Consider the following 10,487-nt stretch of genomic DNA (forward strand, 5'->3'; position numbering starts at 1 on the left):
AGTGCCTCTGGCCGCGCGGTCTGGGGCTTGTGGCGCGCGGGCGCGCGGGGCCGGGACCGCGCCCCCCCCCCCCCCCCGCCCCCCCGCCCCCCCCCCCCGCGCCCCCCCCCCCCCGCCACTCCGGCCGCAGGGATGTCTTCAGTCCTCATCGGCCAGAATCAGATAGAGCTTCTTCCGGGATTCACCGATCACGGCCATGGCCTTCTTGCGCTGCTCCGGGGTACCGGTCCGCCAGACCTGGCCGAACGCCTCCATCAGACCGAACCCGGCCTGCCGGATCTCGTTCACCGTCTCCCAGTCACCGCCCCGCCCGGCCTCCTCCCAGGGCGCATCCGGCCCCTCGTCGGCGGCCGTACGTCCGGGCTCGGTGAGCGTGAACAGCTTTTTGCCGCCCTCGCTCTCGCTGACGATAAGACCCTCGTCCTCCAGCAGCTGAAGGGTCGGATAGACCGAGCCGGGGCTGGGACGCCAGGCCCCGCCGCTGCGCTCGCCGATCTCCTGGATCATCTCGTAGCCGTGCATCGGGCGGTCCTTGAGCAGCGCCAGAATCGACGCACGCACATCACCGCGGCGCGCCCTCCCCCGGGGTCCGCCCCTCCCGCCGCGCCCACCGAACGGCCCGCCGAAGGGCGGCCCGAACGGCCCGAAGGCACCTCGGCGCTCCTCGAAGTCACCACCGCCGTGACGGCCGGGGCCGCCGTGTCCATGTCCGTGTCCAGCTCCATGGGAACGCATCGCGCTCACTTCCTTCCATCGTTGATCTGTCGCGATGCGTCAACGATATATCGGTACTGTTCGTTTGGCAAACACCTGCGCCGTGATGGTGGATGACCTGTGCCAGTGAGCGTTGATCGATTGCCACTGAAGGACGATCGACGGCTACCTGTGTCAGTGAAGGATGACGACTTGCAGATTCGTGTCAGCCAAGGACAACCGTTGGTGGTTCTGTCGTTTCGCACTGGCAGGTCTCGTTAGGATCTCCTGATCATGGACGTGAGGATGGGGAACGAGATGATCGCCATCCCGCCGGGTCAGGTGACGCTGTCGGACCGGCGGACGCAACGCAGCTGGTCGGTCGAGCTTGAGCCCTACCAGCTCGCGGCATTCCCGGTCACGCAGGCGTTGTACGCACAGATCACAGGCCAGCGGCCGAGTACCACTCCTGAGGACCAACTGCCCGTCGAGTGCGTCTCCTGGTGGGACGCGGCGCGGTTCTGCAACGCCCTGTCCCAGTGCGCCGGCCTCACGCCCGCGTACCACTTCCGTGCCGAGGCCGAAGACATCGAATGGGACGTGTCCGCCGACGGGTATCGACTGCCGACCGAAGCCGAGTGGGAGCACGCCTGCCGTGCCGGGACGAGCGGGCCCCGCTACGGGGATCTCGACGAGATCGGCTGGTACCGCGGCAACTCGCAGGAGCGCATCCACGAGGTGGGCGGCAAACGCCCCAACTCGTGGGGGCTTTACGACATGCTCGGCAACGTCTGGGACTGGTGCTGGGACGTCTACGACGCCGAGGTCTACGGCGCCTACCGCGTGCTCCGAGGCGGTGGTTGGTTCGACGAGCACTGGAGTTGCCGGGCCTCCGCGCGGCGCCGCAGCCACCCGACGTTCCAGGTCGACGACGTGGGATTCCGCGTCGCACGCTCCGTCGTGAGCTGATCCACGTCGTGTGCAGCCCGGCCCGCGCTGAGTCGGTCTGGCGATAGCGTGATCCTCATGACGGCTGAAGACGGGGCGCTGACCGGTGGCATGGTGAACGCGGGGGCGGTCTTCCGCCGGGGGGAGTTGGTGGAGCGACCGGCACCGCGCAACGCGCGCGCCCTGCATGCTTATCTCCTTGCGCTGAAGGAGCACGGCTTCGACGCGGCGCCGGCCCCGGTCGGTCTCACCGCGGATGGCCGTGAGCAGCTGACTTTCATCCCTGGCGACGTGGCTCTGCCGCCGTTCCCGGACTGGGCGATGACGAGTTCTGCCCTCGAATCGGTGGGGAGCCTGCTGCGGCGTCTGCATGAGACCAGCGCGGCCGTCGCGGTCGATACCCGTGCCGAGTGGCCGCGGGACCTGGCCGACCCGGAGGGGGGAACGATGTTGTGCCACAACGATGTGTGCCCGGAGAACGTCGTCTTCTGCGAAGGTCGTGCCGCGGCCCTGATCGATTTCGACTCGGCGGCCCCGGGCCGTGCCCTCTGGGACCTCGCCATGACCGCCCGCTATTGGGTGCCCATGCTCGATCCCGGGTCCGCGGCCGCTCACTATCCCCCCGGGTTGGATGCGGCCGCACGGTTGCGGATTCTTGCCGACGGCTACGGCCTCTCGGCGGGGGACCGCGCCGAATTGCCCGGCGTCATCGAGCAGGCCACGGAGGTCTGCCGGGCATTCGTCGCCCGCCGCGTGGCCGACGGAGACCTCGTCTATCTCAGGGCGTTGGCCGAGCGTGGGGGATGGGAACGCTGGGACCGCATGCAGACCTGGCTGGTGGACCACCGTCAGACGTTCACAGCTGCCCTGCTGAACTGACCGGACTGGACGTTCGAGGACAGACTCACAAGAACATCGCCTTGCATTGGCGGTATGCCTTCTGACGGCAACGCTGGGAGCATGTCCGGCGCTGTGACCTGCTGTGTCCTTCGGGCAGGGGGCCCGAACAGACTGTGCAGGGTGACGATTCCAGGGACTCGTTGCGGGTCTGGGCGAGGGCGGCAGACCTCGCCCAGACCGTGGTGGGTGAAGCTGCGGGTCCGGGCGGTGGGTTGGGGTTCGGGGACGCTGGGACTGTCTGTCGAGTGCGGGGTTCTTCGGATGGATGGGTGCGCCAGCGGCGGGCTTTTTGCCGACATCGGGCTGAGCATGTGCGGCGTCGTGACTGTCCAGGGCCGGGAGGAAGTGGTTCCCCGCAGAATTCGCAGGTCCGGGCGGATGTCCGTGCGGCGGCCCGGGGTTGGGGTGGTGTGCGAACCGGGGGACGCGGTGGTGTTGTTCTCCAGCGGTAGGCGGACTGGCGGCAGCGTTGCGAGCACGTGCGTCGTCGGCTCTTCGTGGTGCTCGGTGTCAGCGGGCCTTCGCAGATCGGGCAGGCCTGCGGTGAGTCGCCCTCCGGGTTCGAGGGCATCTCAGCGGTCTGGTGGTGGCGTTGCTGTCGTTCGAGGTAAGCGGTCCGCCGACAGGCCGATGAGCAGAGTGGGCGGCGCTGTCCGATCTGCATCCTCATCAGTTTTCCGCATATCCGGCGGGGTTCGATCACCCAGCTCGGTCTGTCCTACGAACTGCTGGACCGGGCCCGGCACCCCACCGCCGGCGACCGCAAACCGGTCATCTACATCACCGTCCCGCCCGCCGCGACACCCCGCATGATCGCGGCCGAGTTCGCCCGTTTCCTCGGGCTGCCGGTGATGGCCCGCATGAACATCACCGACCTCATCGAGTCCGTCGTCGGAGTCTGCACCGACGCCCGCACCGGCATGATCCTGGTCAACGAACTCCACAACATCTCGCTCACCACCCGGCATGGCGCCGAAGTCGCCGACGCTCTCAAGTACTTCTCCGAGCGGATCCCCGCGACATTCATCGACGCGGGCATCGACATCAGGCACGGCAGCCTGCTGACCGGAACCCGTGGAGCCCAGATCGCGGGCCGTTTCACGCTGATCCCCACCCGTCCCCTCCCTGACAACAGTGAGTGGCGGGGTCTGGTCGCCACCATGGAGAAGACTCTCGCCCTGCGGCGGCACCGGCCCAGCACCCTGGCGAGACTGGACCGCTACCTGCACGACCGCACCGGCGGCATGATCGGCGCCCTCTCCCACCAGATCCGCGGAGCCGCGATCGACGCGATCTTCAACGGCACCGAGAAGATCACCACAGCCGGGCTGAAGGCCGTCCCACTGGACGTCGCCGCCGAATCGCCTCATTTCCGCGGGCCCAGGTCCTCCCGATGACCCCCGAGAACGTCCGCGTCCTGCCCTTCGAGGTCCGGCCCCGGGCCGGTGAGGGCATCCGGTCCTTCGTCGTCCGCCTGGCCCACGCCAGCCATCTTCCGCCCCGCTATCTACGGACCTACCTCTGCGAACCGCCCGAGCATCTCGGTCTTCCCAACTGGACACGGCTGGCCGCCGCGACCGGCCGCCAGAAGGCATACCGGCAGCGGAAGGCGCAGTTGGCCTCCGCCTAGGCTGGCACGGTGACTGATGAGCAGAAGCGGGTGCAGCCGTCGGGAGTGTGGGCCACGGCGGTGGGGGTGGCCCGCGTGCGAGCGCTGGAGACCGAGCGGGAGAACGCGCTGTTCCGCGACCCACTGGCACAAGCTTTCGCAACCGCCGGCGGCCTATGGCCCTCCTCGCCGCCACTGCCCGATGACGAGGCCGCGCGCCGCCGCCGACTGGCCGTGTCGTTCTCCATCGTCATCAGGACGAAGTTCCTCGACGACCTGTTGCGGCAGTCCTCCGCGGCTGGGGTCCGGCAGGTCGTGCTGCTCGGCGCCGGCATGGACAGCCGGGCTTTCCGGATCAACTGGCCGGAGGGCACCCGGCTGTTCGAGGTCGACACCGCCGCGCCACTGGACTTCAAGGCTTCGGTGCTGCGCCAGGAACGGGCCTTCGCACGCTGCGAGCGGATCACCGTAGCGGTGGATCTGCGTGAGGACTGGCCAGCCGCGCTGGCCGCCGCAGGGCACCACCCGGCGGTGCCGACCATGTGGATCGCCGAGGGACTGCTGATCTATCTCCCCGAAGACGCGGTAGAACTGCTGCTGGCCCGGATCAGCGCGCAGTCGGCGGCAGGCAGTCGGATGGGGCTGACGTTGGGCTCGCGCGGCGTGATCGAGCGCTTCGGCGCGGATGCCGTGCCGGGATCGGCGGCGTCCATGTGGGTCTCGGAGATGCCCGACGACCCGGTGGGCTGGCTGGCCGGGCACGGCTGGGAGGCCGACAGCCACACCCTGCGCGAGCGCGCTGCCGCCTACGGCCGCCCGATCAGTACCCCGCCACAGCGCGAGGAACGGCCCGGCGGACTGATTTCGGCGGTCCGCCGGTAAAGCGCTCCAGGCGGTCAAGCTTCAGTGGCAATCGGTCAAAGTGCACTGTCACAGGACACTGCTGATGACCCGTTTCAGTAGGTGTTGATCGATCGTCTCGTGCCTGGGCCATCGGGTCGGGTGGTACTTCGGCAGCCAGGACGTCGACTCCCGGACATTCGCCTACGCGGGGACCGCTGACGAGGCGCTGAAACAGCTCGATGAGATGTACGGGAGATGGAACGCGGGGGTCCGCGAGCTCTCGGACGTCGAACTGGACAATCCGCCCACGGTGGGCCCTGAGCGGTATCCCATGGAGAACAGGGTCCTGCACGTCAACAGGGAGCTGATCCATCACGGCGCCGAGATTTCCCTGCTGCGCGACCTCTACCGCCGGCAGGACGGAGCCGCACCGCACCGGACATGACTCTCGGTAACCGGCGATCGAGCTCCGGAAACCATGTGGACTCCGTGACGCTCCATGGTTGCTGCCGCCATGCGTCGCTGTTGCCGATCGAGGTAGGCGGCTCGTCGGCAGGCCGACGAGCCGGGAGGACGCCACTGCCCGATACACATCCGCATGATCTTCCTGCCGATCCGGCAGCGTTCCCGGCGCCACTGGCCGGCGGAGTAGCGCTTGCGGTTTCTCTTCTGTTAGCAGGTCCTCGAACAGGTCAGTGGTGGAGCACCTACCGTCTGTCCTATGCGCATTCGAATCGTCGACGCCTTCACCGACCGCCCCTTCGCCGGCAACCCGGCCGGGGTGCTGCTCCTCGACTCCTTCCCGGACGACGACTGGCTCCAGAACGTCGCCGCCGAGATGAACCTCTCCGAGACCGCCTTCGCCCACCCGCTGCCCGGTGGCGGGGCCGACTGGGCGCTGCGCTGGTTCACCCCGGTCACCGAGGTCGACATGTGCGGCCATGCCACCCTGGCGACCGCCCACGTCCTGCACAGCACCGGCGCCGCGAAGGGCCCCCTCCGTTTCACCGCACGATGCGGGCCGCTCACCGCGACGGCCCGCGAGGACGGCGCGATCACCCTCGACTTCCCCACATCCCCGCTCACCGCCGAAGCCGTTCCGCCCGGCCTCCGCGAAGCGCTGGGCGCACCGGTCGCCGGGGTGTGGGACACCGCGTCGCACATCGGGGACCTGCTCGTCGAGGTCGCCGACGAGCGGACGGTCCGCTCCCTTGCACCGGACTTCTCCGCGCTGGAGACCCACTCGCGTCGAGGCATCATCGCGACCGCGGTCGCGGACACCACGTCATCCGGTTACGACTATGTGTCACGCTGCTTCTTCCCCGGCGTCGGCATCGACGAGGACCCGGTGACCGGCAGCGCCCACACCGCACTGGCCCCGTTCTGGTCCGCCCGGCTGGGCCGCGACGAGCTGACGGGCCTCCAGGCGTCGGCCCGCACCGGTCTCGTACGTACGTCACTGCGCGGCGACCGGACCCTGCTCACCGGCAGCGCGGTCACCGTCGTCGACGGCGAGCTGCACGTCTGAGGGCCCACGGGGGGGGAGGCCGAAGCGGCGATCAGCGCGGAGAGCGACGCCCCGGCAACGCCGGAGGGGACGTACGGACACACTCGTACGTCCCCCACTCGGCAGCCGTCACACCCCAGCCCCAGCGGCCCGCCCTCACCCGGTGGGCAGCCACCCCACCTTGCCGGCGAGCAGTGCGTAACCGACGAACGCCCCGATGTCGAGCAGCGAGTGCGCGACGACCAGGGGCCCGACCCGCCCCCAGCGCCGGTAGAGCAGCACGAACACCACACCCATCGCCACGTTTCCGAGGAACCCGCCGATGCCCTGGTAGAGGTGGTACGAGCCGCGCAGCACCGCGCTCGCGGCGAGGGCGGCGAGCGGGGCCCACCCGAACTGCCCCAGTCGGCGCAGCAGATAGCCGACGACGATGACTTCCTCCAGTACGGCGTTCTGCACCGCGGAGAGGATCAGCACCGGGATCTTCCACCACACGTCGGGCAGCGACTCCGGCACCACCGTCAGATTGAAGCCGGTGGCCCGCGCGCCCAGGTAGAAGGCGAGCCCGACACTGCCGATGCCCGCCGCGATGAGCACTCCGCGGCCGAGATCACCCCGGAGCCGCGTGCGGTCGAAGCCGATAGCCCGCAGGCCCGACCCTTCCCGCAGCAGCAGATGGACCACCAGCGCGACCGGCACCAGGGCCGTCGCGATCCCGAAGAGCTGCCAGGCGAGGTCCAGCCACGGCCGGCCCGGCGCGTAGGAGCTGTTGAGATTGGCGGCCTGGTGCTTGAGGCCTCCTGGTTTCGTGAGCGCCCCGACAAAGCTGATCAGCGCCGAAACGCCGCTCGCGCCGAGCGAGAGTGCCAGTACCAGCACCGTCTCGGACCGCAGAAACCGCTGCGACACCCCCTCTGTGGGAACAAACTCAGCCACGCGCTCGCCCTCCGCCTGCACACCTGCCTCCAGTCGGCCATCGCGCCTCGTCCCCGCACCGTGCCACCAGGGTCTCGAATGGCGGTACGAAGATCATGCACGACAGGCCGGGGGAGGGCTCCGATTCGATGGCACTCTCCCCCGTCTCCCGCCGCACGCTCCTTGTGCACGGCTCACGGTCCACGCTTCAGAGGAGGAGCACCACCGCAGACATCACAGCTTGCCCGATGGTCCCGGGACACCGGCAACCAGGCCCGGCCACCACGTCACAGGCCGCGGCCCGCCACCGTCGCCGGTATGCCCTCCGGCCAGGCGTGCACCGGCTCGCCGGCCGCCATCAGCTCGGCGTACCGCCGGGTCGTCAGCGCCAGCGCCTCGCGCCGCCCGAGCCCGGTCTCCAGCGCCCGGTGGAAGGTGTCCACCTGCCAGGAGGCACCGTTCGTCCGGCGCCTGCACCGCTCCTCGATGACGCCCAGAAAGTGGTCGCGGTCCGCGGCCTCGACCCCCCACGCGTCGAGACCCGCGGCGGCCAGCGGCAGCAGCTCCTCCCTGACGAGCCGTACCGCGGGCACCGAGACGACGCCGCCGGAGCGCCCGGCGGCCGGCCACTCAAGCCGGGCCTCGATCCCGTACCGGCAGCCCGCATCGAAGTTGCGTGCCGCGGCCTCGAAGGGCAGCCGCTTCCACACCGGGCGCGCCTCGTCGGCGAGCGCCCGCACCAGCCCGTAGTAGAAGGCCGCGTTGGCCAGCACATCCGTGACGGTCGGCCCGGCGGGCAGCACCCGGTTCTCGACCCGCAGATGCGGTACGCCGTCGGTCACGTCGTAGACCGGACGGTTCCAGCGGTAGACGGTCCCGTTGTGCAGGACGAGCTCCTGAAGCCCCGGCGCCCCGCCGTCGTCGAAGACCCGCTGCGGGTCCTCGTCGTCGCAGCGCGGCAGCAGCGGCGGAAAGTACCGGAGGTTCTCCTCGAAGAGGTCGTACGCCGAGCCGATCCAGCGCTCGCCGAACCAGGTGCGCGGCCGCACCCCCTGCGCTCTGAGTTCGGGCGGGCGCACATCGGTGGCCTGGAGGAAGAGCGGCGGCCGGGACTCCCGCCACAGCTCCTTGCCGAACAGGAAGGGCGAGTTGGCGCCGATCGCGACCTGCGCGCCGGCGACGGCCTGCGCCGCGTTCCACACATCGGCGAACCGCGCCGGGGTGACCTGGAGGTGCAACTGCACCGACGTACAGGCCGCTTCGGGCACGATCGAGGAAGAGGTGCAGGCCAGGTGTTCCACGCCGGTGATGTCGAGGTCGAAGTCCTCCCCGCGGGCCGCGCGCATCTGCTCGTTGAGCAGGGTGTAGCGGTCGGCCGACGAGAGGTTCGCCCCGACGAGATCCTCCGGACCGAGCGTCGGCAGGATTCCGGTCATCACGATCCCGGCGTCGACTTCGGCCGCTTTCCGGTGGGCGTATGCGAGACCGGTCCGGAGCTCCTCGGCCAGCTGGTCGAAGACACGGCCTCCCAACCGGTGCGGAACAATGTTCACTTCGAGATTGAACATCCCGAGTTCCATCTGGAAATCACGGCTGGCTATCCGTTCGAGGACCTCCGCATTCATCATCCTGGGCAGGCCGTCGGCGCCCGCGAGATTGAGTTCGATCTCCATCCCCATGAGATTCCTGGGGCGGTCGAACCTCTTCTCCTCCAGCAGTCGCTCCAGCACCTCAAGACACTGCTGAAGCTTTCTCCGGTACCGCTGCCGCCCCGACGGATCGAACCCGTCCGCCTCCAGCTTCTCGCCCATGGATGCACCCCTCCATACGTGTACGGCCGCTGCGGCCGCCCGGGTCCGGTCGACAATGCCCACACCCTGCCCACACCTCGTGATCCGTAACTCCCTCAATCCGGGTCGCGAGCGAGTAGGGTGACCAGAAATTGACGTATGGCACATTCACCAGGCATGAAGCCTGGAGCAGTTTCCCGCCCCGTGCAGCATGTGAAGCCTGTGAAGATCTGTGAACGCGGTGAAAACGACCGATCATTTTCGGCCGACCGTTCATACGGTGAACCGCAAGGCCACAGGGATACAGCTACGTTAAATCAGGATATTCTCCGCAAAAGAAAGACCGAATACCGACTTGTTTGCAATATCGGCATCGGCTAGCTGAAACCCTGTGTGAACACATGTCGTATAAACTCCGCAAACGAGGCGGAGAGTTGGCGCCCCGGCCCCCGGAGAGTGCGATACCCCTCCATGCCCCACGGCCCCCCTCCGCCCCTGCCTGCTGACAGTGCCGTCCGCACCGCCCACGCATCAACGTGTCTCCGAAGTGAGAGGCGACCTCATCATGCCGCTGTATGTCCCTCCGGCCCCCGCGCCGGCCCTGCGCAGCGTCCTCGCGGCACTCGGCTCCCCCACTGCCGTACGCGAGGCCCGGACCCCTGCTCTCCGATCGGCCGCGGGGCCGCTGACCCCCGAACTCCCCCTACCCGTCCATGTCCTGGACCAGATCATGCCGAGCGGCGGCACCCCGCGCACCCGGCTCACCGGCTGGCGTTTCCTGATCCGCAGCGGCGATCGCGCCGTGGCCGCGGCGGACACCAAGCTCACCGCCGACGGCTGGACCTTCTCGCACTTCTTCGAGGGCCCGTACGCCACCGCCACCGGCACCGCCCTGCGCCAGGCCGAAGCACTGGACACCCCGTTCCAGCCGAGGCTGCTGTCCGTGCCCGAGCTCTACATGCTGACGCTGTGGCTGCACGGTGACACCGGTGCCGACGCCTCGGTCTCCGGCACGATGCCGGCCCCCACCGATCTGCTGGTGCCTCTCGCACCGGCGCCGCCCGGCATCGCCGCACACCGCCCGCACCGGGTGTCGGAACTGCTGCCGGTGATGACGATGCGGCTGGCTCCCCCACTGCTCGGCTCGCCGGCCTGACGGCCCCGCACCACCCCCGCGGGGCCCCCGGCCCCCCCGGGGGGGGGGGGGGGGGGGCGGCCGGGGCCCCCCGCCCATAGCCCGAGGGGGGCCGCCCCAACCACCCCCGACGGGAGGCAAATTTGA

Annotated in this window: 9 protein-coding genes and 2 pseudogenes; 8 read left to right on the forward strand and 3 right to left on the reverse strand. The window is 69.2% G+C overall.

What is annotated here, in order from left to right; translation table 11 throughout:
- Positions 1-138: 138 nt before the first annotated feature.
- A complete protein-coding gene (locus ACFXBC_RS30235) occupies positions 139-735 on the reverse strand; it encodes a PadR family transcriptional regulator (protein ID WP_385031510.1) in 597 nt (198 codons plus the stop codon).
- A 252-nt stretch (positions 736-987) separates the two neighbouring features.
- On the opposite strand from ACFXBC_RS30235, the gene ACFXBC_RS30240 reads away from it, so the two are divergent.
- The 7 genes and pseudogenes from ACFXBC_RS30240 to ACFXBC_RS30270 all read left to right on the forward strand — a co-directional run bounded on the left by ACFXBC_RS30240 (position 988) and on the right by ACFXBC_RS30270 (position 6,521).
- Positions 988-1,662 carry a formylglycine-generating enzyme family protein gene (locus ACFXBC_RS30240; protein ID WP_385031513.1) on the forward strand — a complete coding sequence of 225 codons (675 nt, stop codon included), beginning with the start codon at positions 988-990 and terminating at the stop codon, positions 1,660-1,662.
- A 57-nt stretch (positions 1,663-1,719) separates the two neighbouring features.
- On the forward strand, positions 1,720-2,520 hold the full coding sequence (locus ACFXBC_RS30245; protein ID WP_385031516.1) for a phosphotransferase: 801 nt from the start codon (positions 1,720-1,722) through the stop codon (positions 2,518-2,520).
- Positions 2,521-3,236: 716 nt separating this feature from the next.
- A pseudogene (locus tag ACFXBC_RS30250) lies at positions 3,237-3,938 on the forward strand (TniB family NTP-binding protein); the annotation flags it as partial.
- Positions 3,935-4,171: a hypothetical protein gene (locus ACFXBC_RS30255; protein WP_385031519.1), complete on the forward strand. Its 237-nt coding sequence runs from the start codon at positions 3,935-3,937 to the stop codon at positions 4,169-4,171. The pseudogene ACFXBC_RS30250 and the gene ACFXBC_RS30255, both read left to right, overlap by 4 nt.
- A 9-nt stretch (positions 4,172-4,180) precedes the next feature.
- Positions 4,181-5,032, forward strand: a complete 852-nt coding sequence (locus ACFXBC_RS30260) for a class I SAM-dependent methyltransferase (RefSeq protein WP_385031522.1) — start codon at positions 4,181-4,183, stop codon at positions 5,030-5,032.
- A gap of 91 nt (positions 5,033-5,123) precedes the next feature.
- Positions 5,124-5,438: pseudogene (locus ACFXBC_RS30265) on the forward strand (DinB family protein); the annotation flags it as partial.
- Between the two features lie 276 nt (positions 5,439-5,714).
- A complete protein-coding gene (locus ACFXBC_RS30270) occupies positions 5,715-6,521 on the forward strand; it encodes a PhzF family phenazine biosynthesis protein (RefSeq protein ID WP_385031525.1) in 807 nt (268 codons plus the stop codon).
- A 135-nt stretch (positions 6,522-6,656) separates the two neighbouring features.
- Here the strand turns inward: ACFXBC_RS30270 and ACFXBC_RS30275 are convergent, their stop codons facing one another.
- Positions 6,657-7,436 carry a CPBP family intramembrane glutamic endopeptidase gene (locus ACFXBC_RS30275; protein ID WP_385031528.1) on the reverse strand — a complete coding sequence of 260 codons (780 nt, stop codon included), beginning with the start codon at positions 7,434-7,436 and terminating at the stop codon, positions 6,657-6,659.
- Positions 7,437-7,702: 266 nt separating this feature from the next.
- Positions 7,703-9,226 (reverse strand): glutamate--cysteine ligase, encoded by a 1,524-nt coding sequence (locus ACFXBC_RS30280; RefSeq protein WP_385031531.1) that lies wholly within the window; start codon positions 9,224-9,226, stop codon positions 7,703-7,705.
- A 544-nt stretch (positions 9,227-9,770) separates the two neighbouring features.
- On the opposite strand from ACFXBC_RS30280, the gene ACFXBC_RS30285 reads away from it, so the two are divergent.
- Positions 9,771-10,361, forward strand: coding sequence for a hypothetical protein (locus tag ACFXBC_RS30285; RefSeq protein WP_385031534.1), 591 nt, complete (start codon positions 9,771-9,773; stop codon positions 10,359-10,361).
- Positions 10,362-10,487 lie beyond the last annotated feature (126 nt).

Source organism: Streptomyces sp. NPDC059398 (genome assembly GCF_042751845.1).
In the GTDB taxonomy this organism is placed as follows: domain Bacteria; phylum Actinomycetota; class Actinomycetes; order Streptomycetales; family Streptomycetaceae; genus Streptomyces.

Excerpts from the sequence above, each read along its gene's own strand:
- ACFXBC_RS30235 (WP_385031510.1), bottom strand. The coding sequence starts at position 735 with ATGCGTTCCCATGGAGCTGGACACGGACATGGACACGGCGGCCCCGGC.
- ACFXBC_RS30270 (WP_385031525.1), top strand. The coding sequence starts at position 5,715 with ATGCGCATTCGAATCGTCGACGCCTTCACCGACCGCCCCTTCGCCGGC.
- ACFXBC_RS30280 (WP_385031531.1), bottom strand. The coding sequence starts at position 9,226 with ATGGGCGAGAAGCTGGAGGCGGACGGGTTCGATCCGTCGGGGCGGCAG.
- ACFXBC_RS30240 (WP_385031513.1), top strand. The coding sequence starts at position 988 with ATGGACGTGAGGATGGGGAACGAGATGATCGCCATCCCGCCGGGTCAG.
- ACFXBC_RS30245 (WP_385031516.1), top strand. The coding sequence starts at position 1,720 with ATGACGGCTGAAGACGGGGCGCTGACCGGTGGCATGGTGAACGCGGGG.
- ACFXBC_RS30255 (WP_385031519.1), top strand. The coding sequence starts at position 3,935 with ATGACCCCCGAGAACGTCCGCGTCCTGCCCTTCGAGGTCCGGCCCCGG.
- ACFXBC_RS30285 (WP_385031534.1), top strand. The coding sequence starts at position 9,771 with ATGCCGCTGTATGTCCCTCCGGCCCCCGCGCCGGCCCTGCGCAGCGTC.